Origin of the sequence: Pantoea sp. OVA07A (assembly GCF_019969975.1) — a bacterium.
Lineage (GTDB): Bacteria > Pseudomonadota > Gammaproteobacteria > Enterobacterales > Enterobacteriaceae > Pantoea > Pantoea agglomerans.
Genome location: NZ_JAHXYM010000005.1, coordinates 354628 through 378255, shown reverse-complemented (window position 1 = coordinate 378255; position 23628 = coordinate 354628). Strand labels below are relative to the sequence as shown.

Here is a 23628-nt window from a genome sequence, read left to right as displayed (position 1 = left end):
AAACTTCGTTATCTGAATTATTCATTATTTATTTTTAAAATAATATACTTAGGTCACTAACTATAGGGATTAACTCATATAGCAAGTGCAAGCTGGTTTTATTAGTTTATGAAGTTAGTCAGACGATGAAGTGGGCATTGCGTCAGTCAGGAGGTATGTTTTAAGGAAGATCGCAGACACAGGAAAGGCCGCAAGATTTTTATCTTGCGAATTTGCTGGCGGAATCTGAATAGGTTTTACAACCTAATGTAATAACAGGTTTTTTTGATTAAACTTTTTTCGAGTGCCTAAAAGTGTACCTATTATTGGATCACATACCCCGGAACGGCTTTGCTAGGATAATCAACAGCCAGCCTATAATCAAAATAAAATGGTTTTAGGAATAAATGTTCACACTATTCAGTATTTTTTTGCTTATTAAATCTAAACGATTAGGTAGTAAAGGATTTAAGGCTGGGTGTATACAAGTGTGCACTAAGGGTAATCACTTTGTACAGATTTAAAAACCGGCATAAGCCGGTTGATGTGAGGGAATTACACATTTGTAATGAAAATATGGCCATGTTTAAGGTTGACTGTCCGTCAACATGATGGAGTAATGAATATGCTGCGGTAGTACAATTGATACTGGCTTGTTGAGTGTCAACGAAACAGTCTGGTGTGCAAAAGATATTGTTTTGACACTGTCTCCTACCAGGCGAGCATTTTCATATCGCTCATGATCATAGTAATTTATCTCACCACTAACCTCGGCAGTTCTTTTTATTGTACCAGGGGACAAATCGATATACATCGTCACTGCTATAAATTTTCTTTCCAGCTCGGAGCTGAATTTTTTTCCAGGCAATGGACGGAGTGCATACAGTACAAAGTTGCGAGTTTTTTCTTTTTTCAGAAAGTTATCTGCTGTCACGGTTGCACCATTTTGTCCTGAAACTGATGATTGCATTTCCGTTTTCAGGTAAAGCGTTCTGTTTTCTGAAGGTACAGAGCTGCATCCCAACAGCGCCAGACATAAAACAGCGATTCCTGTAATTTTTTTCAACTCAAATTTCCTTTTTTAAAATCAAAATTTATTTTTTCTCGATCAGTATCGGCATGCATGAGAAATAGTTTAATTACTAATCTACGAAGTACATTAAAGATAACGTTATGTATGCTTCTTGCTCTAAGCTGAGCTTGTTGTCATGCGTGGTCTCGCTCTTTTGCTGGTATAACTTCCGGGAGCTTTAAGATCACCCGATTGCGCGAAAGGCCACCGCTATGATCGCTGAAGCGCACCGGATTGTTGTTTACCGCCAGAATCACCGCCGGGATGTGTGTTGAGTAGAAGTCACGGTATTTCGGGTCGATTGTCACCGCATCACCGTCAGTAACCGCCTTGATGCCTGCGCCATCGCCTCTCCATTTCTCCTGGTCAGACAAAATAATCAGCGAGAAGACCACCACCCTAGCGCGCTCGCGGGATGATGTCAGCGTGTCAATGGCAGCTGTCGTGGTGTTGTCTTATCTTATCCAGCCTGCAGGGTGTCTATTGAGGCTATCAAGCTCTTGCCGCTGCCGCCGAGGCCGGCAGCCCTGCTTAACGTGAGTCCGTCGCTGTTGTGGGCAATTAAGCTGAGTATCCGCCGTGAAGAACTGTCACCGACCTTTGCTGGTGACGACCGGGACCGGATTAAAGATGTAGCTTATCTGGTTGTTGAAGCGCTGACGCGGGCGGCTGTGGTTCTGCCGGACAGCATACTAAATGAGGCTCCGCTGCTGGAGAATATCGGCCTGCATCGACCGGCACTGACGGGAGTCGATATGGAGCTTTATTGTCAGCCCATGCGCCGCCATAAGCAGGCTGAACTAATCCGGACGCAGCGTGCAAAGCTTGATGAGGGCAGCCGGAAATGATGCACTGTCCATACTGCAAAAGTGCGGCGCACACCAAGTCGAGCCGCTATATGTCCGAATAGGTGAAAGAGCGTTCTCACCAGTGCACTAACCTGGACTGTTCATGCACATTCAAGACGAATGAGAGCATCACAAAGGTGATCACCGCACCGCCGCAGCCGGAAAAAGTACCGGAAGCACCACCGGAACCAGTAAGAGAATGTCAGACGCTGGGCCGCTATGGTTCTGCATTCCGCCAAGTTCATTAATCCCGCATAGCCGCTGCACGATCAGTGGCTTTTTTATGCCTGTCCCGGATCTTTCTGAAGCCCTTTTTCTGGCAAGCCGCTTTATAAAGAGCCGTGCATGTATAGCGCGCATGGATCTGCATGCAAAATCATGTACCACTTTCCCCAGTTCAGGCCATACAGGGCGCGGCGCGGCCTACATAATGCACCTGCATGAAAAGCAATGCATAAAGCAGGCAGGCGTGGCGGGGATAGCATTGCGCGCATTAAGAGTTATAATGAGTTTAGGGGTTTTGCGATTTTATTAATACCGCCTTGAAATGAGATTGTAGTTTTTCTAGATGACATATAAGGGCGTCTATAAGTGTGAGATCATTCTTTCCTAAAATTGAATCGGAAAATTTATTTAACACAGTAAGATCGAGTGTCAGAGATGACTCCATATATTCAGAGTACCCAATGCATTTGTTATCATGCATCATCTTTTCGCCAATATAACTTTGCTCCAAAGACCTTAGTGATGGGTGGTTAGAATCATGCTTTCTCATAACTATAGATATGTTCTTCATTAAATCACCAATTAATACCTCATCGTTGACTGGCGAAAGTAAAGTGGTGTCTCTGCTTTTTCTATATATTTGCTCCCAGCACAAGTATTGAGCAATATAAAATCGAGTGCTTTTTAATAAGTAATCATCATTAATGTCAGGCGTGTTGGATTTAATGTATTTCAGCCTGCCGATGTATCCATTTGTAGCGCTAAGTAATGTGTTGCTCCAGCGACCTAGTTCAATTGCTGTTTTATTTGTTTTCTCTATCTCATGGTTTCTTATTAATATGAGCCTGTCGCTCTCATTCTTTATTTTTAACTTAAAAGACTCTAGTTCTCGTTTGTCTATGTGTTGTAAAAAAATCTTACAGGTGGCGCCGATAGCAGCAAGAGCTACAGTAGATGTAAGAAGTGTATCAAGAAAATTATTCATCTGTGCTTCTCTTTAAAAGTTTTCCGTGATCAAAACCGGGGGGGTTAGGTTTGATAATGTCATTAATTACTCTGGAGGAACGATATTGGGCTTCTCGAAGAGATGTGATATCTAATGTAGTGGTCAAAATACAATTGTTTTCACCACCCTTCACATAAATTTTATTAGAAATATCACTTTTAGTAGGCTGTAATACACATGAGCCACCGTAATGAGATGTATTGGCTTGTGCGACGTAACAGTGCAAGTCTCTGGCTGCTGATTCAGTGATATGCTGATAATACTTGGTGTCTTTATTCCAGACGCAAGCGAACAAAATATCAATTTGAGAGCGGAATAAAGCTCTGTGCTTAATATTTGCTAGCTCGAAACAATTATAAGTCGCAAAGGTGATGCCTTTCCATTTTATTAAGTGGTACTTGTGATTTTCTTCGTGTGGAGAGCCAATGCCGAGCCTAAATGAATTTAGTATATCAATTTCACCAGGAGCATAATGATTCTTAATTCTGAAAACGAGAAGGCTGGATTTGAATTTATTCTCTGAGGTGTATGGTAAACATTCAACTATAATATTATAGGCGATTCCATTAATGACCCAGTGCTCTAATCCAAATATCAAAGCTATTTGCTTTCTTCTGGAATGAGCCGCCATGAAAGGAAGCCATGATACAGGTATTGAAAGCTCAGGAAGTAGTAAAATGTCCGCATCTTCTTCATTCGCAGAGTTCAGTACTTTGTAAAGATTTTTTTGTCTTTCATAGCTAAGGTTTGGATTACGGTCTTCACGACATGCATCTTCTATTGAGGATCTATCAACTTTAATGTTTGCCAAGGCTATTTTTATTTTTTTAGATTTTTCTGGGCTTTTAACTTTAATCTTTATTGCTGGTTTTTTTTTGAATGGCTTGACCTCACAGTTATTTTTGTGATAGCTGTTTTGCTCAGTGAAAACACTTAGAGTGTTGGTGTTGATTGCATCAATCAAATGGAATAGCTGATATTCATCATGGTTAATGTATCTAGGTGATGTCCTTTTTTTTCGTTTGCTTAACTTAAGCTTTCCTATTTTTAAAAAAGCAACTTCATCAGTCAGATCTCCAGTATAGCTGGTGTAATTTGCTAAAGGCCAAGATACAAGGTTATGCCTAATTAAGTTACTATATCTAAATTGCTTAACTAAATTCCCAATAATTTGGTTTTCTTCAGCTATATTTGCTATGCACGATAAGTTAATGTCTTTAGTTTTCTTCTTTTTGAATAATAATTTTTGGTCTAATAGAGCTAAATTAAGCGAAAGAGAAATATCGATGTAATTATGTAAAGCATCTTGAAGTTTAAGCGTTAAATTTTCGTCCCCATTATTCCATTTTGCTTTAGATATTGTTTTCTTTATGTAATTATAAAATGAAACGGTAAACTCATATTTTTTTGTTATAAGAGTATAGGATAAAACTTTTTCCCATAGCCTGCTAAAACGAAGAGCATTTTCACCTTTGAAAAAAAGGCTGATTTGTTCAAGTGTATTTTCATCAGACGGTGTCTTGCACAAACGATGAGCTATAATATGAGACGACAAATACTTTGACAGCTCGGTTTCATTTTCAGCCATTCCTACAATGCTTCTGAACTTGTTTGCAGAACCATCATACATGATATCATAGGCAAATCTGTCTAGTTCACTTGTAATGTGTTCATCAGGAAGGAATCTGAATGCGCTGCTTCTATTCTCTATTTCCTGTTTAAATACTTTAAGTCCCGCAAGGCTGTGCTCTTTACTAAAGAAGTGAAAAATTAATTTGTCTTTCTGAATTGGCAATGAATGATATTTTTCTGTTAAATTTAATTCATTGCTATCATGGTTGTTTTTCTCAATGAAATCACTAAGTGTCTCTTTGATGAAATGAGATACTTCATTCCCATAATTATCTTCTCCTATTTCAGGAGATGTGAATACGAACAGAATATCGTCGACATAACGACCATAATATGAAGGCTTTAACAGCTTTAATATATCCTCATCAAAATTAATCATGTGCCAATTTGCAAGAATTGCAGAAGAAGTAAATCCAATGGGTATACCTCCATGTTCTAAATGAGGATGTGTGATTGATAAGTCATCAGAAATAATTGAGTTGTATTTATCATGAATTTCTTCAAGCTTATTATTTAGGAAGTGAGACAATTCTAAAAGCTCATTAACTTGACTTTTATCAATGAACTTGGATATTTTTGAAAAGTCAATTTTAATGTTATAATAAAACCCTTTTAGATCAAGTGAAAGGATTGCTACATCTTTATCATTTTCTTCGACTTCTTGTATTGCTTTTTCGATTGCCCGATCACGCCATTTGTTATAATTTTCAATATATATACTGAATATGTTTTTGGCGTTATTAACTCGTTCAAAACTGAGTTTTTTTCTTAATTCAATAATGAATTCTGATACTCGATTTCCATAACTGGAATCTGTCATTTCTTCATCAAGCATCGATCCTACAATTATTGACCAAAGAGTTTCTATAATATATATCTCAATTGGTGCTGAAATTAAGTAATTGACGGAATTTATAGTGTAGTGTTCAGCTGTTTTTTTATTATTTAAGAATAAAGATTTGTCATTTTGTTTTACATCAAGAGGGCTGGTTATTTTTTTTGGTAAGATCTCTACTCTTATGCCTTCAAGCCAATGTTGAAAAACGTCTTCTTTTGGCTCAATTAAATAATCCGTTATTAACTGAATGCAATTATCAAAGTCTCTATTTTCAAATAATGCAACTTCAGCTTTTAAGAAGAAATTAAGATTTTCATAGTAAGCATAATTTTTAAGAGAGTTAAAAGCGGTAAGTACAAGTTCTTTGGTTATCATTTTCGATTATCCATGTTTTCTTTCACAAAAATACCCCACCAATTCATTAGGGTAACTCGTTAGTCAAAGTAAATTGACCTATTATACGCACGTCGAACTTCATGTTTATCTATGTGAGCTAAAGCTGACTCAATCACATATGAATTAAACTCAGCTTCATTGATTGTTGTACTAGCGATTGAACGTAGTCCATGAGCCACTAGTTCCCCGTTATAGCCTATTCTTTTAAAAGCTGCGTTGGCAGTATGACTATTCATTGGATTTAGTGGGTCATTTCTATTTGGAAAAACATATTCTCGGTTTCTACTAATTTTCTCCATAACTCTCAGTGTTTCAATTGATTGAGGGGATAGAGGTACTAAATGTTCACGTTTAGCCTTCCTTCTGGCTGCTGGGATTTCCCACAAGCTAAGTTCGAAGTTAATCTCGTCCCATTTAGTTCCAGATGCCTCCAAGGGACGCACTAAAGTTAACAGTTGCCATTCTATAAGACAGCGAGTCACCACCGACAAGTTCCACATGTACAGACTTTGCATGAATTTAAAAACATCTTCCGGCCTTAGCGTCGGCATATGCTTTTTCGATGGTTTTTCAAATGTCATACCAATTCCAGAGGCAGGGTTCATGTTCGTTAAACCAGTTTTTACGGCAAAATCATTATTTCATTGATCCGTTGCGCTAATCGTCTGACGGTTTCAAGTGCCCCACGGGCCTTGATTGGCTCCAATGCTTCAACAAATGTTCTAGCTTTAATTGCTTGCACTGGTATCTCGCCAATTACAGGGAAAATGTCTTTCTCCAAGGATCGCCAAATATCCTTCGCATAATCCACTGTAACGCTTTTGCTTTTTAGCTGAAACCAATTTCTAGCAACTACAGAGAAAATGCTATCTAACTCGATTTGGCGTTGCTCGGAGCCTTCTTCCTATTGCTGTTGTGGATCGATTCCTTGAGCAAACAGCGACAGATATTGGTCACGCATCTGACGTGCGGCAGCGAGTCTTAAAGTAGAGTAGGAACCAAGACTTAGATTTGTGCGACGACTGCTATTTGGCCTCTGGTAGCGAAAACGCTAGAGCTTCTAGCCTGTGGTTTTACAACCATAAAAACCCCGTCGGCATCATGCAGGGTTATATCTTTGTTATTGGCTTTTGAGCGAAGCACTTCAGTGTTGGTTAAAGGGCGCGTTTTTCTTGCCATACTGGGTGTTCCTGCGTGAATTGGTATACATTTTAGGATGCATATTACCGTATACCAATAATCACTGGATTTGGCTGGATCTCTTCGGAAGATCACAAACACAAAAAAGCCCGCAAGGCTTTCACCTTGCGGGCTCTCAGGACTTCGATGATGGTTCTGGTAACCATCAACCAAGAATTTTGGTGGAGCTGGCGGGAGTTGAACCCGCGTCCGAAATTACTACACCGTCGGCACTACATGCTTAGTCAGTTTTTACATTCGCCGGTTAGCTGCGAACAGACACGCCACTAACAGACTAGCCTGATTGGATTTAACGCTTCAACCCCAGGCAAGGCATCCACGCGATCTCTTTTGGGTTTGACTTCTCTTGATCCCCGTCTTAAGAGCGGAAGCTAGGGAGAGAAGGCTCTAAGCAGGTTATTAAGCTGCTAGTGCGTAGTTTTCGTCGTTTGCGACTATTTTTTTGCGGCTTTTTACGAGGCAAACCGCCCCTCGGCATGCTCCTAAGGCTTCACAATCCCGTCGAGTCCAGAATCAGCCCCAGAACTTCAAATACTAACAACAAAACAACTCAAAATCCAGTGCTTAACGCTTTGAATTCTTCATGATACGTGCTTTGTCTAATTGCCATTCGCGGTCTTTGATATCATCGCGCTTGTCGTGCTCTTTTTTACCGCGTGCAACACCAATCTTCAGTTTGCACCAGGCGTTCTTCCAGTACAGCGACAGCGCCACGATGGTGTAGCCTTCGCGGTTGACGCGGCCATACAGGGAGTCGAGTTCACGTTGCTTCAGCAGCAGCTTACGGCTGCGCGTCGGGTCACAGACCACGTGACTGGAGGCAACGGCTAAGGGTTGAAAGGTTGAACCGAACAGAAAGGCTTCGCCATCGCGCAGCAGAATATAGCTGTCGCTGATGTTGGCTTTACCAGCACGAAGTGACTTAACTTCCCATCCTTGTAACGACAATCCCGCTTCGTACTCCTCTTCAATGAAGTACTCGTGACGGGCGCGTTTGTTCATGGCAACAGTGGCAGAACCGGGTTTGTGTGCTTTTTTCTTTGTCATAGTGCGGCGTATTTTACATCACTTAGTCGGTTATCGCATCCCCAGTCCAGCGGGGCGGCAGGAAACGGGATATTCTAGCACACCCTCACTCGGGGACATTTTTGTTTAATCGCTGAAAATGCTATTATTCAGCGGTTTCGTGATGAACAGGAACCATTATGGCTCAGATTAGTCGTTCGGCGCTGGTCCCGTTTAGTGCCGGGCAGATGTACAAACTTGTAAATGATGTGGATGCCTATCCGCAATTCCTGCCGGGTTGCACCGGAAGCCGCGTGCTGGATGCGTCAGATAATCAGATGACTGCGTCCGTGGATGTGTCGAAAGCGGGCATCAGCAAGACATTTACCACCCGCAATACCCTGACAGATAACCAGAGCATCCATATGCAACTGGTTGATGGACCGTTCCGCAAGCTGACCGGCGGCTGGAAGTTCGTCTCGCTGGGCGATGACGCCTGCAAGGTTGAATTAAGCCTGGAGTTTGAATTCACCAACATGCTGGTAGAGATGGCCTTTGGACGTATCTTCAAAGAGCTTGCCAACAGCATGGTGCAGGCTTTCACTCAGCGTGCCAAAGAGGTCTACAGTGCCTGAGATCTCCGTTGAGGTGGTCTACGCCTTACCTGAAAAACAGTATCAGCTTTACGTGAAAGTGGAGCAGGGCAGTACGGTAGAGCAGGCCATCGAAAAGTCAGGACTACTGGAACTGCGTCGGGAGATTGACCTCACCAGTAACAAAGTCGGCATCTACAGTCGGCCAGTGAAGCTGGGTGATGAGGTTAATGAGGGCGATCGTATTGAGATCTATCGTCCGCTGATTGCCGATCCCAAAGAGCTGCGCCGTCAGCGCGCAGAGCGAGCGGCAGAAAGCAAAAAATAAGTCGCTATCCTGTCAGGCTCAGTGGATAGCGGGCATAAAAAAAGGCGCTCAGTGCGCCTTTTTGCTGTCTGTTGTTTAAACGGTCTTACGTTCAATCAGTCGCTGTTTCTGGCCAGATTCTGCTTATTGTCGATGTTAGTCAGAACACCGTTGCCATCAAAGTTCAGCGTCAGCGTCTGCTGTTTCACGCGCTCATGACCTGGCTCCTGACGGAACACGTAATACCATACGTTGCTGCCAAACGGGTCTTTCATCATCGGCGTACCGAGGGTGTAAGCCACCTGTTGCTGTGTCATACCGGTATGGATCTTGGCTACGTCGTTAGCTACCAGATAGTTACCCTGGTTGATATCAGGACGATAGACCACGCGCTCTAAGGTGGAACATCCGGCGGTCATCATCAACATTACTACTGCCGCGGCAGTCAGCGTTTTACAGCGCATCTATACATTCCTTTTCCGGGGCCAAACGCCTTTTACAGGCGGTTTTCTTGCCATCAAAATCTGAACTCTGCCTGCGGCAGGCTTTATTACTTTGGCGACATAAGTGCCGATGATAATAAACCTTTTCGCTATTGGAAACCTCTACAGAGCAAGCTTATGACCCCAGCCGGTTAAAAAAGTGCGCTGCTATGCGGCTAAAAGTTCTTTTGCGTTGGCCAGGGTATTGCGTGTGACCTCGCTGCCACCCAGCAGTCGTGCCAGTTCCTGCAGACGTGCACGCTTGTCCAGTGGCTGCATATGGGTCTCGGTCATCGCACCATCGGTCTCTTTGCTGACATAAAAATGCTGATGACCACAACCTGCAACCTGCGGCAGGTGGGTTACGCACATTACCTGGGTCGATTCGCCCAGCTGACGCAACAGCTTACCTACCACGGCGGCGGTCGGGCCGCTGATGCCGACATCCACTTCATCGAAAATCATCGCTAGCGTTTCCATTTTCTTCGCGGTGATCACCTGAATCGCCAGGGCGATACGTGACAGTTCACCGCCCGAAGCAACTTTGCCCAGCGGCTGCAGTGGCTGACCTGGGTTAGTGGTCACCTGGAAATCGACGCGGCTCGCACCGTCTGCGGTCAGCTGATCCGGGTTAAAGGTCAGCGCGATTTTAAACTGACCATGCGGCATTGAGAGCAGATGCATACTCTGGGTAATCAGCAGCTGCAACTCATCTGCATAGTGGCTGCGCTGCTGGTGCAGCTGCTCTGCGCTTTGCAGCGCGGCCTGATAGTGTTCACCCACCAGTAATTGCAGGCTCTCCTGATCGCTCTCATGCTGAGACAGCAGTTCCGCTTCTGCCAGCAGTTGCTGATGCAGTTCAGGCAGCCCTTCAGGGGTGACGTGATGCTTACGGGCTAAGGCGATCTGGCGCGAAATACGCTGTTCCAGTTCATACAGGCGGTTAGGATCCAGATCGAGGCTGTCGCAGTAGTGGCGCAGCTCATCGCTGGCTTCGCTCAGCTGAATCGCCGCCTCTTCCAGCAGGTTGTGAACGCCATTCAGTTTCTCATCCAGCGAGGTCAGTTCTGAAATCATCTCACGCGCGCTGTAGAGCAGGCTGTTGAGATTATTGTCATCGCTGTCTGCTAACAGTTGCAGTGCTTGCTGGCTGGTCGACAGCAGCTGTCCGCTGTTGGCCAGACGCTTGTACTCTTCGTCGATCTGCTCATATTCACCCTGCTGCGGGGCGAAGTCGTTCAGTTCTTTCAGCTGATACTGCAACAACTCGCGGCGGGATTCGCGCTCCTGCGCCTGCTGCTGATGCAGCGCCAGGGTGCGGCAGCTCTGATGCCAGGTCTGATAGCTGGCGCGCATTTGCTGCAGCAGATCGTCGTGACCGGCATAGGCATCCAGCAGATGTTTCTGGTGGTCTGGTTTGAGCAGAAGCTGATGGGCATGCTGACCGTGGATCTGAATCAGTAACTGGCCGAGATCACGCAGCTGAGAGAGCGGCACCGCCGTGCCATTGATAAAGCCGCGGGAACGTCCGTCAGCGCTGATAACCCGGCGCAGCAGACATTCGTTGCCATCGTCCAGATGATTATCAATCAGCCAGCGCTGAGCAGAAGGGGAGGACTTAAGCTGGAAGCGAGCGCAGAGGTCGGCCCGGCTGGCACCCTGACGCACCATGTCGGCATCAGCACGACCACCCAGACATAATCCCAGCGCATCAATCGCGATAGACTTACCGGCACCGGTCTCACCAGTGATTGCTGTCATGCCGCGTTGAAAATCAATGTCGAGCTCACGAACGATAGCGAAATTACTGATGGTCAGTTGGGCCAGCATAGGTTCACCTGTATGAATAAACACATATGGTTTTTCATACAGTATAAACTGGTTTTTTATCCAGTAAAGAGGGGAGGCCGCATTTCAGAACAATTTTTTTGACCAGCCCAGTTTTGAACTCAGCGTATTGAAATAGCTGTAGTTTTTGGGGTGAATCAGGTTCAGGTGATTGCTGCTGCGTCGTATCAGTACATCCTCGCCTTCCTGAATCGGCAGCGCAATCTGGCTGTCACAGCTGATTTCCAGATCGCTGCGGCGTGAGGAAAAGCGCAAACGGATGGTACTGCTGCTGTTGATGACCAGTGGCCGCGCTGACAGCGTATGCGGGAACATCGGCACCAGCACAATCGCTTCAAGTGACGGCGTCAGAATCGGGCCGCCCGCAGAGAGTGAATAGGCGGTCGAGCCGGTGGGTGTTGAGATAATCAGCCCATCCGATCGCTGGGAGAAGGCGAACACTTCATCGATATAGACTTCAAATTCGATCATGTGCGCGACTTTGCCGGGATGCAGCACCACTTCGTTGATAGCGGAGCCAATGCGCGGCGAGCAGTCAGATTTGCACACCTGCGCTTCCAGCAGAAAGCGGCTCTCGACGAAATAGTTGCCCTGTAGCACCTCATCCAGCTGTTGCTGCGCATTGTCCGGATCAAGATCGGTGAGAAAGCCGAGATTACCGCGGTTAATCCCAATCACTTTAATGTCGTAGCGCGCCAGCACTCGTGCTGCGCCCAGCATATTGCCATCACCGCCCACCACGACCGCTAAATCGGCCTGCTGACCAATCTCCGCCAGCGTGCCCGTCTGCACGTCGTGAAGCGACAGCTCCTGCGCAATTTGCTTCTCAACGATCACTTGATAACCTTTGGCTGTCAGCCAGCGCCAGAGCATCTCATGCGTGGTTAACGCGGTGGGATGGCGCGGATGACCCACAATACCAATGCAGTTAAAGTGTTTGTTCATCTGGTCGGTGTTCCTTATAAGCCAAAACGGTAAGGCAATGTGATAGGTTCCCTTGAATCCGTCATACCAATCCCCATAATAAGCCAACCAGCGAAATGAATGTGCAAAACGCGGAGAAATTCATGAGTAGTAAAGAACAGAACACCCCAAACGAGCAAGTCTCAGACGAAATTCAGCAGGATCAGCAGCAACCTCAGGAAGCGGAGACAGCGGCAGAGGTGGATCCGCGTGATGAGCGTATTGCTCAGCTCGAAGCTGAATTAGCGCAGTCGCAGACCGGTGTGCGCGATGCCCAGCTGCGTGCGCAGGCAGAGATTGAGAACATTCGTCGTCGTGCCGAGATGGACGTTGAAAAGGCGCACAAATTTGCGCTTGAGAAGTTTGCCAACGAACTGCTGCCGGTAATCGACAGTCTGGAACGTGCGCTGGAAGTGGCGAACAAAGAGGATCCACAGCTGGCCTCTATGATTGAAGGGATTGAACTGACCCTGAAAGGCCTGCTGGGCGCCGTGCGTAAATTCGGTGTTGAAGTGGTCGGCGAAACCGGCGTGCCGTTTAACCCGGAAGTGCATCAGGCGATGTCGATGATGGAGTCTGAAGAGTTTGAGCCAAACCATGTCATGCTGGTGATGCAGCGTGGCTATACGCTGAATGGTCGCCTGCTGCGCCCGGCGATGGTTGCGGTTTCCAAAGCGAAAAGCTGATTCAACGCCTGAATCCCGTTACACGGCCGCGCACTGACGCGGCCGTGTGCTTTCTGGCGTTAGTCTGGTAAAACCGGCGTCCAGTCCACCGGCTTTTTACCGGCAGCGCTCAGCAGCTCATTGGTTGTTGAAAAGTGTTTGCAGCCGAAAAAGCCACGGTGCGCGGAGAGCGGCGAGGGATGCGGTGCCTGCAACACGTGATGGCGCTGGCGATCGATAATGCTGCCTTTCTTCTGCGCATGTGAACCCCACAGCAGAAAAATCACCCCTTCACAGTGCTGGTTAATCGCCGCAATCACATTATCCGTAAAGGTCTCCCAGCCAAATCGCGCATGGGAATGCGCTTTGCCCGCCTCAACTGTCAACACGGTGTTCAGCAACATCACGCCCTGTTTTGCCCAGCTCTCAAGAAAGCCGTGACTGGGCTTCTGAAAGCCTGGAATATCCTGCATCAGCTCTTTGTAGATATTTTGCAGCGAGGGCGGCACCTGGACGCCGGGCAATACCGAGAAGGCCAGGCCGTGCGCCTGATGAGGCCCGTGATAGGGATCCTGACCGAGTATCACGACGTTGACGTCGCCCAGTTCCGTCAGGCGAAAGGCGTTGAACACATCTTTCTGCGGCGGATAGACCGTGACACCTGCGGCGCGTTGATCGGCGACCTGCTTCAGCGTCTCGATAAAATAGGGTTTCTCTTTCTCTTCAGCCAGCACGTCGTGCCAGGTCAGCTTTTCAGCCATGTTTAACTCCCTTAACGTTAGTGCCATAAGCTTAGCGGTTCCTGCCGCTGACCTGAAGGCAAAAATAATTTGAATAATACAAATTAAGTTTAGGTGGCAGGGGTATTGAGATCAACGGGTTAGCTTAAAAGCGGTCGGAATGCCTGATTAATATTGATACAGGTCAAAGCTGTCCGAAATCAAAGGTGATATACCGGGGCCTCAAATTTGATTTATCCACGTATTACCCGGGAGACGCAATCATGATCACTGGTATCCAGATCACTCAATCAAACAATTCACAACTACTGAACTCCTTCTGGCTGCTGGACGAAGAGAAAGCCGAAGCGCGTTGCCTGTGTGCAAAAGCGGGCTACGAAGAAGATCAGGTTGTTGCCATCAGCGAACTGGGCGAATTCGCTTTCCGCGAAGTGCCGGTTGAAATCAAACCTCAGGTACGTGTTGAAGGTGGACAGCATCTGAACGTCAACGTTCTGCGCCGCGAAACGCTGGAAGATGCAGTTAAACATCCTGAAAACTATCCGCAGCTGACCATCCGTGTTTCAGGCTATGCCGTGCGTTTTAACTCACTGACGCCTGAGCAGCAGCGCGACGTGATTACCCGTACCTTTACTGAAAGTCTTTGAGCAGCCTGAGTTAGCGGCTGCTGAAAATTAGCGCAAAGCTCACACAGCAATTTTTATTAATATTATGAATAAGATAAAAAGTTAACTGTCCGGCACGCTGATGCCAGTGTCATGAAGAAAGCGCTCTGGCAGACAAAAGATTGTGAAAGGGCTGTTACTGATTATCAGATAAAAAAAATCGCCTCCTGTGAGGCGATTTTTTTATAGTTGCGATGATTTATTCCGCATTCTCGTTAGCTGGCGTACTGCCGCTTGCCTTGCGGCGTTTGCCGACATTTTTGGCATCACGATGGCGTTTTTTCACTCGCGGTTTTTCTGTTTCACTGGCTTTCTGCTCTGCACGCTTCGCCAGAACCTTTTTCGACGGTTTGCCGGTCGTTTTGGCACTTGGCGCCCGCGTCTCAGGACGCAGCTCATCAATCACGCGCGCTTTGATCGGCTCGTTCACGTAGCGGGTGATTTTGCCCAGCAGCACGAAATCGTGCGCTTCAACCAGTGAGATGGCGATACCTTTACGGCCCGCACGACCGGTACGCCCGATGCGGTGCAGATAGGTATCAGCGGTGCGCGTCATGTCATAGTTGAAGACGTGACTGACATCTTCAACGTCAATGCCGCGCGCGGCGATATCCGTCGCAACCAGCACGTTAACGCGGCCTTCACTCAGACGTTTAATCGCTTCGTTACGCTTTGCCTGCACCATTTCGCCTTCAAGATAGCTGCTACGAATCCCCGCTTCGTGCAGCCAGCTCACCAGCTCGTGCAGACGTTCACGCTTACGCACGAAGACGATGCTGCGCGTCACATCCGGCTGTTTCAGCAGATGGATCAGTAATTTGGTCTTGTGCTGCAGATCGTCAGCGCGGTAGTACCACTGCTGGATCTTTTTGCGCTCACGGCGGCTTGGGTCCGCTTCCAGCTCAACCGGATCGTTCAGCAGACGCTCGGCGAAGTCACGGATATTGTCGCCTTCCAGCGTGGCAGAGAACAGCAGGGTCTGCTTGCGCCAGCGCGTTTCAGCCGCGATGGTTTCGATATCCTGGGCAAAGCCCATATCGAGCATGCGGTCCGCTTCATCCAGCACCAGGGTTTCTACTGCACGGCAGTCAAAGTTCTCTTCTTTGATGTACTGCAGCAGACGGCCGGTGGTGGCGACCACGATGTCCTGGTTTTCGCTGAACACTTCGGCATGGTTCATATAGGCCACGCCGCCGGTAATGGTGGCGATGTCCAGATGGGTATGTTTCGCCAGCTCACGCGCATGATCGGCGACCTGCATCGCCAGTTCGCGGGTCGGGGTCACAATCAGGATGCGTGGCGGGCCAGATTTCTTACGCGGAAAATCAAGGAGGTGCTGCAACGCCGGTAACAGATACGCGGCGGTTTTCCCGGTCCCTGTAGGTGCCGAACCCAGAACGTCACGGCCCTCCAGCGCGGGCGGAATTGCAGCAGCCTGGATCACTGTTGGGCGCGTAAAGCCTTTTTCCTGCAACGCTTGTAGCAGGCTTTCGTCGAGTTCGAGTTCGGAAAATGTGGTTACTGTCATGGTCTACCTCAGTTTGGGGCGCTGATTATAGACAGATCAGACTGAATCTTCATCTGTTAATCCGTTTCGGCTGCGCCTGGGGTTGTCTGCCGCGTGAATTCCCTCTGTTGTCACGTTACACTCATGCGCTGCCGTACGGCAGGAAAAAAACGATGGTAGTGACGAATGATGCAGGATAAGCCGCGTGAACGGCCACAGTTAAACAAGAACGGTTTTACCTTTAAACAATTTTTTGTCGCGCACGATCGCTGTGCGATGAAAGTGGGCACCGATGCCATTCTGCTTGGGGCCTGGGCGCCGGTTGCCGGGGTAAAACGTATTCTGGATATTGGCAGCGGCAGCGGGCTTATCGCGCTGATGCTGGCGCAGCGTACGCCGTCGCCGGTCAACATCGATGCGGTTGAGTTAGAACCGCAAGCCGCGCTTCAGGCGCAGGAGAATGTGCAGCAGTCGCCGTGGCCTGAACGTATTCAGGTTCATCAGCGTGATATCGCCGACTGGGCTGAACAGTGCGATAAACGTTACTCGCTAATCGTCAGCAATCCGCCTTATTTTGCACCTGGCGTGGCCTGTTCGACTGCGGCACGGGACAGCGCCCGTGCGACTGCCTCGCTCGATCATCAGACACTGTTGCGCAGTGCTGCATTACTGATTGAAGAAGAGGGGATGTTCTGCGTGGTGCTGCCCACCGCGACCGGCCAGGAATTCATCGCCCTGGCGCAGGCGGATGGCTGGCATCTGCGTTTCCGGCTGGACGTGGCGGAATATGCCCATCGTCCGCCGCACCGCGTTCTGCTGGGGCTGTCGCCGCAGGCCGGTGAAACCCTGCTGGAGCGCCTTGCTATCCGTACGCCGGACACCCGCTATTCTGATGAGTGGTGTAGCCTGACGCGGGAGTTCTACCTTTTTATGTAGTCCGGCGGCGTCAGGATGGTTGGCCGCGCCTCGGGCAGTAAATCCGGGTAGTCGCGGATATAGTGCAGGCCGCGACTCTCTTTTCGCTCCAGCGCACAGCGCACCATCAGGTCAGCGACCTGCACCAGATTCCGTAGCTCCAGCAGGTTATTGGAGAGGCGGAAATGACGATAATATTCATCGATCTCCTGCTGAAGCAGGTTGATGCGACGCAGCGCCCGCTCCAGCCGCCGGGTCGTGCGGACGATTCCCATGTAGTCCCACATGAATAACCGCAGTTCGTGCCAGTTATGCTGGATCACCACGCGCTCATCGGCGTCATCGACCTGACTTTCATCCCATGCGGGTAGCGCAGTAACGGCTTCGATGGTGGGCAGGGTGCGAATCAGCTCCTCTGCCGCGGACCAGCCATAAACCAGACACTCCAGCAGCGAATTGGATGCCATGCGGTTAGCGCCATGCAGGCCGGTATAACTCACCTCACCGATGGCATAGAGGCCACTGACGTCAGTCTGGCCATGCTGATCAACGACCACGCCGCCACAGGTATAGTGCGCGGCAGGCACAATCGGGATGGGTTCTTTGGTGAGGTCAAAGCCAAAGGTCAGCAACTTCTCATAGATCATCGGGAAGTGCGCGCGAACAAACTCCTCAGGCTGGTGGCTGATGTCCAGATACATACAGTCAACGCCCAGCCGCTTCATCTCATGATCGATGGCCCGGGCGACGATATCGCGCGGGGCGAGTTCGGCACGCTCATCGAAATCGGGCATGAAACGGCTGCCATCGGGACGCAACAGCCAGGCACCTTCTCCGCGTAACGCTTCGGTTAACAGGAAATTCTGCGCCTGCGGATGAAACAGGCAGGTCGGGTGGAACTGGTTAAATTCCAGATTGGCAACCCGGCAGCCGGCACGCCAGGCCATCGCGATGCCGTCACCGGAGGCGATGTCGGGGTTAGTCGTATATTGATAAACTTTGGCGGCACCGCCAGTTGCAACCACCACGGCCCGTGCCCGACAGGTTTCTACCTGTTCGCGATTACGGTTCCAGATCCATGCGCCCACCACGCGGCGTGGGCCTGGCAGGCCGATTTTATCTGAAAGAATCAGATCGACTGCGTTGGTGCGTTCCAGAATCCGGATATTGGGATGGCTCAACGCCTGGCTTACCAGCGTCGTTTCAACCGCATGGCCGGTGGCGTCAGCGCTGTGCAGGATACGGCGATGACTGTGGCCGCCTTCCCGCGTCAGGTGATAGCGCATGTCGCCGGCCGCCTGCGGATCGAGATCAAAGGCGACACCGTTGTCGATCAGCCACTGCACGCAATGCCGGGCATTACTGGCGATAAACGAGACGGCTTCACGGTCGCATAATCCGGCACCGGCAATCAGCGTATCTTCGATGTGTGACTCGATGCTGTCAGTCTCATCAAATACCGCAGCAATACCGCCCTGGGCGTAAAGGGTTGACCCCTCATTGACCTGCGCTTTACTGAGAACTGTCACCTGGTACTGTTTTGCCAGCCGCAACGCCAGCGACAGGCCAGCAGCACCGCTGCCCACAATGAGTACATCACACTGATAATCCGGGTTCGCATTCATCATAATGTTTAATTTACTAAACAAGAATAGGGCTGAGCATAAGCGCAATGGGGGTTGCTGTGAAGTATTTTAAACATCTGGCGCAGGTTTTTGTCTGATGATTTCCCAAAGTTACTTAATATCAGTGAGTTAATACCGGACTGCTTTTGGCGCGGTTTTTTATAGCAAACTTATTAAACCTAAAGGATTTAATGATGAAAAAGCTGTTGTCATAGGTTACTCTGCCTGCGATTTACGCTCCTTACACTGAACGAAAACGAAGAACCTGTGTAATGTCCATCGGAGCGGTAAATATCAGGGCGAGAAGTGAACTTCGCACCACATCACAACTCTAAGCGCATGCTTGCTCAGAACCATGAGATGTGCTGGCAGTTACTTTATGCGTATGAAAAATTTGGGGAGACATTACCTCGGATGAGCGAGCAGTTGACGGACCAGGTCCTTGTCGAGCGCGTACAGAAGGGAGATCAAAAAGCTTTCAACTTACTGGTGATTCGTTACCAGCATAAAGTGGCGAGCCTGGTTTCACGCTATGTTCCCTCGGGCGACGTACCTGATGTAGTACAGGAATCGTTTATTAAAGCGTATCGCGCACTGGATTCATTCCGGGGCGATAGCGCGTTTTATACCTGGCTGTACCGCATTGCGGTAAATACAGCGAAAAATTACCTGGTTGCTCAGGGGCGTCGTCCGCCATCCAGCGATGTGGATGCTATAGACGCAGAAAATTTCGAAAGTGCGGGTGCATTAAAAGAAATTTCGAACCCTGAGAACTTAATGTTGTCAGAAGAATTGAAACAAATTGTCTTTCGTACCATCGAGGCGCTACCCGAGGATTTGCGTATGGCAATCACCCTCAGGGAACTGGACGGTCTGAGTTATGAAGAGATCGCCGTCATTATGGATTGCCCGGTAGGCACTGTTCGATCACGTATCTTTCGTGCGCGAGAGGCCATTGATAACAAAGTTCAACCGCTTATCCAACGTCAGTGATAACGGCTACTGGAAGGGTACATAGGCATGCAGAAAGAAAAACTTTCCGCTTTAATGGATGGTGAGACCTTAGATAACGAGCTGTTTTCCGCCTTGTCTAAGGACGCAGAATTACAGAAAAGCTGGGCAAGCTATCATCTCATTCGCGATACCATGCGCGGTGATGTAGGCGATGTCCTGCATTTTGATATTTCTGCGCGCGTCGCTGCTGCCATCGAAAAAGAACCGTTGCGTACGGTTACAACGCTGATCCCTGAAGCTCAGCCAGAACCTTCCCGCTGGGAAAAAATGCCGTTCTGGAAAAAAGCGCGCCCGTGGGCTGCGCAACTGACCCAGGTCGGTGTCGCTGCCTGTGTTTCACTGGCCGTGATCGTAGGCGTTCAGCACTATAACCAGCCAGAGGGCAGCGCCACGCAGACCTCTGACTCTCCGGTGTTCAATACGATGCCGATGATGGGCAAAGCGTCTCCGGTGAGCCTGGGCGTGCCGTCTGATGCATTTGACACCAACAGTTCTAACCAGCAGGTTCAGGACCAGCGTCGTCGCGTAAATGCCATGCTGCAGGATTACGAACTGCAACGTCGCCTGCACGCTGACCAGCTGCAGTTTGAAACCACTGCGCCAAAACAGGCGCAGGTTGATGTTCCCGGAAATCAATCATTAGGACAGCAACAGCAGTAATGAAGCCGCTTTGGTATGCTGTTAGCCTGCTGACAGGCAGCCTGTTGTGGTCATCTGCCGCCCCGGCGCAACCTTCTGCGTCCGGGGCGCTATTGCAGCAGATGGAGCAGGCAAGTCAGAACCTCAACTACGAATTCGCCTATATCAACGTCTCCCGCATCGGCATCGAATCGCTGCGTTATCGTCATGCTGTAATCGATAACCGGATATTCGCGCAGCTGTTGCAGATGGACGGGCCACGTCGGGAAGTGATCCAGCGCGGCAACGATATCAGTTACTTCGAACCCGGCCTCGATCCCTTTTCGCTCCCCGGCAATCACATTATCGATGCTTTACCGTCGGTGATTTTTGCTGACTTCACCAAGCTCGCCACAGCCTATGATTTTATTACCGTGGGCCGCTCGCGCATTGCCGATCAGATGTGTGATGTGTTGCGCATCGTTTCACGCGATGGCACCCGTTACAGCTATGTGGTCTGGCTGGATGTGGACACCAAGCTGCCGCTGCGCATCGACCTGCTCGATCGTGATGGCGAAACGCTGGAACAATTCCGCGTCATCAGCTTTGCGGTGGACGAAGGGGTGCGTAATCTGATGCAGGGGCTGGAGAAAGCCAATCTGCCTCCGTCGCTTTCCGTGCCGAAAGGGGATGCGGTCACGCTCACCTGGCAGCCAGGCTGGATACCTGCCGGTATGTCGCTGGTGTCGCAGAATCGTCGCACGCTACCCGGTCTGAACAAAAATATGGAATCGAAGCTCTACAGCGATGGCCTGTTTAGTTTCGCGATCAACGTGACGCCGGCCGATAAAACCAGCACAACGCAGACATTGCGCACTGGGCGTCGTACGGTACAGACCGTTGTGCGCAATAATAGCGAAATAGCGGTGATCGGCGAATTACCGCCCTCGACCGCAAAACGTATTGCGGACAGCATCGACCTGGGGTCACAAAAATGATGAGAGAATGGGCCACCGTGGTGGCATGGCAGGATGGCATCGCCACGCTGCACACCGAAGCAAAAACCTCCTGCAACAGCTGCCAGGCGCGTAAAGGCTGTGGCAGCCATATGCTGAATAAGCTCGGTCCGAAGAATGCCCACGTGATGCAGATCGCCAGCAGCAAGCCGCTGCAGCCGGGGCAGCGGATCGAACTCGGTATCAAAGAGAGCAGCCTGCTGGGTTCAGCGCTGCTGGTCTACATGACGCCGCTGTTTGGCCTGTTCCTGGTTTCCGGGCTGTTTCAGGCGCTGTTCAGCAGCGATCTGGCCGCCGCCTGCGGTGCGCTGCTGGGCGGTATCGGGGGTTTTATTGTCGCCAAAGGCGTTTCAATGAAATTCGGCGATCGGGAAGCCTTTCAGCCGGTCATTCTGAACATCGCCTTGCCTCCCGATGCGCTGCGTGTTGAAAGCGAAGCGTAACGCACGTCCAGGCCGCGCATCCCGCGGCCTTTGTCTGTTCTGCCTCGCGCAGATATCTGTTTCGCTTCCACCACGTTCCATTCTTTTATGCGCGGCGTTAACAGTGTAATATGCGTCGTCATTAATGAGGCTGACAGGATTGTGGGTAAAGAGCGATCTTCCTGAATGTGTCTGTGCTCAGGTTTTCAACTGAATTTTAAGCGAAGATATCCCAATAAATGAAGCACATAAGAAATTTCTCCATCATCGCTCATATCGACCATGGCAAATCTACGCTCTCTGACCGCCTGATTCAGATTTGCGGCGGCCTCACCGCTCGTGAAATGGCTGCGCAGGTTCTTGACTCTATGGATCTGGAGCGCGAGCGTGGCATCACCATCAAAGCACAGAGCGTCACACTCGATTACCACGCGAAAGACGGCCAAACTTACCAGCTCAATTTCATCGATACCCCAGGACATGTAGACTTCTCTTATGAAGTTTCCCGCTCACTGGCCGCCTGTGAAGGTGCGCTGCTGGTGGTGGATGCCGGTCAGGGTGTTGAAGCGCAGACACTGGCGAACTGCTACACCGCGATGGAGATGGATCTGGAAGTGGTGCCGGTTCTGAACAAAATTGATCTGCCCGCTGCCGATCCCGATCGCGCCGCGCAGGAAATTGAAGATATCGTCGGCATTGATGCAACTGACGCGGTGCGCTGCTCAGCCAAAACCGGCGTCGGCGTTCCGGAAGTGCTGGAACGCTTAGTGCGCGACATTCCGCCGCCAGAAGGCGATCCGGAAGCGCCGCTGCAGGCACTGATTATCGACTCCTGGTTCGATAACTACCTGGGTGTTGTTTCCCTGGTGCGCGTGAAAAACGGCACCATGCGCAAAGGCGACAAGATCAAAGTCCTGAGCACCGGCCAGGTTTATAACGCTGACCGCCTGGGTATCTTCACCCCGAAACGGGTTGATCGTAATGAGCTGAACTGCGGTGAAGTTGGCTGGCTGGTCTGCGCCATTAAAGATATCCTCGGCGCACCAGTTGGCGATACGCTGACTACCGCACGTAACCCGGCAGACAAAGCGCTGCCAGGCTTTAAAAAAGTGAAGCCACAGGTTTACGCCGGTCTGTTCCCAATCAGCTCTGACGACTATGAAGCGTTCCGTGATGCGCTCGGTAAGCTGAGCCTGAACGACGCCTCGCTGTTCTATGAGCCAGAAAGCTCAACGGCGCTGGGCTTTGGTTTCCGCTGCGGCTTCCTCGGTCTGCTGCACATGGAGATCATCCAGGAGCGTCTGGAGCGCGAATACGATCTCGATCTGATCACTACAGCACCGACGGTGGTGTATGAAGTCGTGACCACCAGCGGCGAAATCGTTCATGTCGACAGCCCATCCAAGCTGCCGGCACTGAACAATATCGAAGAGCTGCGTGAACCGATTGCCGAATGTCACATGCTGCTGCCGCAGGAGTATCTGGGCAACGTCATCACGCTCTGTATTGAGAAGCGTGGCGTGCAGACCAACATGGTTTACCACGGCAACCAAGTGGCACTGACTTACGAAATTCCGATGGCTGAAGTGGTACTCGACTTCTTTGACCGTCTGAAATCAACCTCGCGCGGTTATGCCTCGCTGGATTACAACTTTAAACGTTTCCAGCCTTCAGACATGGTACGTGTTGACGTACTGATTAACTCTGAGCGTGTGGATGCGCTGGCGCTGATTACCCACCGTGACAACGCGCCTTATCGCGGACGCGATCTGGTTGAGAAAATGAAAGAGCTCATCCCGCGTCAGCAGTTTGATATTGCGATTCAGGCTGCCATCGGCAACCACATTATCGCGCGTTCAACGGTGAAACAGCTGCGTAAAAACGTTCTCGCCAAGTGTTATGGCGGTGACGTCAGCCGTAAGAAGAAACTGTTGCAGAAGCAGAAAGATGGTAAGAAGCGAATGAAGCAGGTTGGTAACGTTGAGCTGCCACAGGAAGCGTTCCTCGCCATTCTGCATGTCGGTAAGGACAGCAAATAAGGATTTCC

General features: G+C 49.3%; 21 protein-coding genes, 1 other RNA gene and 3 pseudogenes. 12 read left to right on the top strand and 13 right to left on the bottom strand.

Annotated features, from left to right (window positions below):
- Positions 1–565: 565 nt before the first annotated feature.
- Together LC417_RS17575 and LC417_RS17570 are read right to left on the bottom strand one after the other, a co-directional pair.
- Complete coding sequence (locus LC417_RS17575) at positions 566–1045, bottom strand: hypothetical protein (RefSeq protein ID WP_223566191.1); 480 nt, start codon at positions 1043–1045, stop codon at positions 566–568.
- A gap of 149 nt (positions 1046–1194) precedes the next feature.
- Positions 1195–1571, bottom strand: a pseudogene (locus tag LC417_RS17570) (DUF5906 domain-containing protein); the annotation flags it as partial.
- On the opposite strand from LC417_RS17570, the gene LC417_RS17565 reads away from it, so the two are divergent.
- Together LC417_RS17565 and LC417_RS17560 are read left to right on the top strand one after the other, a co-directional pair.
- Positions 1528–1899: a hypothetical protein gene (locus tag LC417_RS17565; protein ID WP_223566203.1), complete on the top strand. Its 372-nt coding sequence runs from the start codon at positions 1528–1530 to the stop codon at positions 1897–1899. The pseudogene LC417_RS17570 and the gene LC417_RS17565 overlap by 44 nt on opposite strands.
- A pseudogene (locus LC417_RS17560) lies at positions 1896–2147 on the top strand (ogr/Delta-like zinc finger family protein). The gene LC417_RS17565 and the pseudogene LC417_RS17560 overlap by 4 nt, the downstream one beginning before the upstream one ends.
- A 263-nt stretch (positions 2148–2410) precedes the next feature.
- Here the strand turns inward: LC417_RS17560 and LC417_RS17555 are convergent.
- The 5 genes and pseudogenes from LC417_RS17555 to smpB all read right to left on the bottom strand — a co-directional run bounded on the left by LC417_RS17555 (position 2411) and on the right by smpB (position 8243).
- On the bottom strand, positions 2411–3109 hold the full coding sequence (locus LC417_RS17555; RefSeq protein WP_052271645.1) for a hypothetical protein: 699 nt from the start codon (positions 3107–3109) through the stop codon (positions 2411–2413).
- Positions 3102–5975, bottom strand: coding sequence for a reverse transcriptase domain-containing protein (locus LC417_RS17550; protein ID WP_052271646.1), 2874 nt, complete (start codon positions 5973–5975; stop codon positions 3102–3104). Before LC417_RS17550 ends, LC417_RS17555 begins: the two co-directional genes overlap by 8 nt.
- A 59-nt stretch (positions 5976–6034) precedes the next feature.
- Positions 6035–7175: pseudogene (locus tag LC417_RS17545) on the bottom strand (integrase domain-containing protein).
- A gap of 180 nt (positions 7176–7355) precedes the next feature.
- Positions 7356–7717, bottom strand: a transfer-messenger RNA (tmRNA) gene (ssrA, locus tag LC417_RS17540).
- Positions 7718–7760: 43 nt separating this feature from the next.
- Positions 7761–8243: an SsrA-binding protein SmpB gene (gene smpB, locus LC417_RS17535; RefSeq protein WP_010257694.1), complete on the bottom strand. Its 483-nt coding sequence runs from the start codon at positions 8241–8243 to the stop codon at positions 7761–7763.
- Positions 8244–8401: 158 nt separating this feature from the next.
- Between smpB and LC417_RS17530 the strand changes: the two genes are divergently transcribed.
- Complete coding sequence (locus LC417_RS17530; protein ID WP_010257692.1) at positions 8402–8836, top strand: type II toxin-antitoxin system RatA family toxin; 435 nt, start codon at positions 8402–8404, stop codon at positions 8834–8836.
- A complete protein-coding gene (locus LC417_RS17525; protein ID WP_033778631.1) occupies positions 8829–9122 on the top strand; it encodes an RnfH family protein in 294 nt (97 codons plus the stop codon). Before LC417_RS17530 ends, LC417_RS17525 begins: the two co-directional genes overlap by 8 nt.
- 95 nt (positions 9123–9217) lie before the next feature.
- On the opposite strand, the gene bamE is transcribed toward LC417_RS17525, so the two are convergent.
- The 3 genes from bamE to nadK form a co-directional block, all read right to left on the bottom strand.
- Entirely contained in the window at positions 9218–9565 is a 348-nt protein-coding gene (bamE, locus tag LC417_RS17520; protein WP_010672176.1) for an outer membrane protein assembly factor BamE, read from the bottom strand.
- Positions 9566–9751: 186 nt separating this feature from the next.
- Positions 9752–11413 (bottom strand): DNA repair protein RecN, encoded by a 1662-nt coding sequence (gene recN / locus LC417_RS17515; RefSeq protein WP_223566190.1) that lies wholly within the window; start codon positions 11411–11413, stop codon positions 9752–9754.
- Positions 11414–11497: 84 nt separating this feature from the next.
- A complete protein-coding gene (nadK, locus tag LC417_RS17510) occupies positions 11498–12376 on the bottom strand; it encodes an NAD(+) kinase (protein ID WP_010672178.1) in 879 nt (292 codons plus the stop codon).
- A gap of 122 nt (positions 12377–12498) precedes the next feature.
- Between nadK and grpE the strand changes: the two genes are divergently transcribed.
- Positions 12499–13080: a nucleotide exchange factor GrpE gene (gene grpE, locus LC417_RS17505; protein ID WP_010257683.1), complete on the top strand. Its 582-nt coding sequence runs from the start codon at positions 12499–12501 to the stop codon at positions 13078–13080.
- Positions 13081–13139: 59 nt separating this feature from the next.
- Here the strand turns inward: grpE and ung are convergent, their stop codons facing one another.
- Positions 13140–13820: a uracil-DNA glycosylase gene (gene ung / locus LC417_RS17500; protein ID WP_022624103.1), complete on the bottom strand. Its 681-nt coding sequence runs from the start codon at positions 13818–13820 to the stop codon at positions 13140–13142.
- A 242-nt stretch (positions 13821–14062) separates the two neighbouring features.
- Between ung and grcA the strand changes: the two genes are divergently transcribed.
- Positions 14063–14446, top strand: a complete 384-nt coding sequence (gene grcA, locus LC417_RS17495; protein WP_010257678.1) for an autonomous glycyl radical cofactor GrcA — start codon at positions 14063–14065, stop codon at positions 14444–14446.
- A 217-nt stretch (positions 14447–14663) separates the two neighbouring features.
- On the opposite strand, the gene srmB is transcribed toward grcA, so the two are convergent.
- Positions 14664–15992 (bottom strand): ATP-dependent RNA helicase SrmB, encoded by a 1329-nt coding sequence (gene srmB / locus LC417_RS17490; protein ID WP_010257676.1) that lies wholly within the window; start codon positions 15990–15992, stop codon positions 14664–14666.
- Between the two features lie 165 nt (positions 15993–16157).
- On the opposite strand from srmB, the gene LC417_RS17485 reads away from it, so the two are divergent.
- The gene (locus tag LC417_RS17485) at positions 16158–16907 is read left to right on the top strand and encodes a tRNA1(Val) (adenine(37)-N6)-methyltransferase (RefSeq protein ID WP_010257673.1); all 750 of its coding nucleotides are present in this window, start codon (positions 16158–16160) and stop codon (positions 16905–16907) included.
- Here LC417_RS17485 and nadB read toward each other — a convergent pair.
- Entirely contained in the window at positions 16892–18511 is a 1620-nt protein-coding gene (gene nadB / locus LC417_RS17480) for an L-aspartate oxidase (protein WP_374197801.1), read from the bottom strand. The genes LC417_RS17485 and nadB overlap by 16 nt on opposite strands.
- 414 nt (positions 18512–18925) lie before the next feature.
- Here nadB and rpoE point away from each other — a divergent pair, with 414 nt between their 5' ends.
- From rpoE to lepA, 5 genes are all read left to right on the top strand, one after another.
- Positions 18926–19504, top strand: coding sequence for an RNA polymerase sigma factor RpoE (gene rpoE / locus LC417_RS17475; protein WP_010257669.1), 579 nt, complete (start codon positions 18926–18928; stop codon positions 19502–19504).
- 27 nt (positions 19505–19531) lie between these two features.
- Entirely contained in the window at positions 19532–20185 is a 654-nt protein-coding gene (gene rseA, locus LC417_RS17470; RefSeq protein ID WP_010257667.1) for an anti-sigma-E factor RseA, read from the top strand.
- The gene (gene rseB, locus LC417_RS17465) at positions 20185–21141 is read left to right on the top strand and encodes a sigma-E factor regulatory protein RseB (protein ID WP_137244784.1); all 957 of its coding nucleotides are present in this window, start codon (positions 20185–20187) and stop codon (positions 21139–21141) included. Before rseA ends, rseB begins: the two co-directional genes overlap by 1 nt.
- Positions 21138–21602, top strand: a complete 465-nt coding sequence (gene rseC / locus LC417_RS17460) for a SoxR-reducing system protein RseC (protein WP_010257664.1) — start codon at positions 21138–21140, stop codon at positions 21600–21602. The genes rseB and rseC overlap by 4 nt, the downstream gene beginning before the upstream one ends.
- A gap of 218 nt (positions 21603–21820) precedes the next feature.
- Entirely contained in the window at positions 21821–23620 is a 1800-nt protein-coding gene (gene lepA / locus LC417_RS17455) for a translation elongation factor 4 (protein ID WP_010257661.1), read from the top strand.
- Positions 23621–23628: the final 8 nt, after the last annotated feature.

Coding starts and splice junctions, on each gene's coding strand:
- LC417_RS17555 (WP_052271645.1), bottom strand. CDS start 3,109: ATGAATAATTTTCTTGATACACTTCTTACATCTACTGTAGCTCTTGCT.
- LC417_RS17550 (WP_052271646.1), bottom strand. CDS start 5,975: ATGATAACCAAAGAACTTGTACTTACCGCTTTTAACTCTCTTAAAAAT.
- smpB (WP_010257694.1), bottom strand. CDS start 8,243: ATGACAAAGAAAAAAGCACACAAACCCGGTTCTGCCACTGTTGCCATG.
- LC417_RS17530 (WP_010257692.1), top strand. CDS start 8,402: ATGGCTCAGATTAGTCGTTCGGCGCTGGTCCCGTTTAGTGCCGGGCAG.
- bamE (WP_010672176.1), bottom strand. CDS start 9,565: ATGCGCTGTAAAACGCTGACTGCCGCGGCAGTAGTAATGTTGATGATG.
- recN (WP_223566190.1), bottom strand. CDS start 11,413: ATGCTGGCCCAACTGACCATCAGTAATTTCGCTATCGTTCGTGAGCTC.
- nadK (WP_010672178.1), bottom strand. CDS start 12,376: ATGAACAAACACTTTAACTGCATTGGTATTGTGGGTCATCCGCGCCAT.
- grpE (WP_010257683.1), top strand. CDS start 12,499: ATGAGTAGTAAAGAACAGAACACCCCAAACGAGCAAGTCTCAGACGAA.
- ung (WP_022624103.1), bottom strand. CDS start 13,820: ATGGCTGAAAAGCTGACCTGGCACGACGTGCTGGCTGAAGAGAAAGAG.
- grcA (WP_010257678.1), top strand. CDS start 14,063: ATGATCACTGGTATCCAGATCACTCAATCAAACAATTCACAACTACTG.
- srmB (WP_010257676.1), bottom strand. CDS start 15,992: ATGACAGTAACCACATTTTCCGAACTCGAACTCGACGAAAGCCTGCTA.
- LC417_RS17485 (WP_010257673.1), top strand. CDS start 16,158: ATGATGCAGGATAAGCCGCGTGAACGGCCACAGTTAAACAAGAACGGT.
- nadB (WP_374197801.1), bottom strand. CDS start 18,511: ATGAATGCGAACCCGGATTATCAGTGTGATGTACTCATTGTGGGCAGC.
- rpoE (WP_010257669.1), top strand. CDS start 18,926: ATGAGCGAGCAGTTGACGGACCAGGTCCTTGTCGAGCGCGTACAGAAG.
- rseA (WP_010257667.1), top strand. CDS start 19,532: ATGCAGAAAGAAAAACTTTCCGCTTTAATGGATGGTGAGACCTTAGAT.
- rseB (WP_137244784.1), top strand. CDS start 20,185: ATGAAGCCGCTTTGGTATGCTGTTAGCCTGCTGACAGGCAGCCTGTTG.
- rseC (WP_010257664.1), top strand. CDS start 21,138: ATGATGAGAGAATGGGCCACCGTGGTGGCATGGCAGGATGGCATCGCC.
- lepA (WP_010257661.1), top strand. CDS start 21,821: ATGAAGCACATAAGAAATTTCTCCATCATCGCTCATATCGACCATGGC.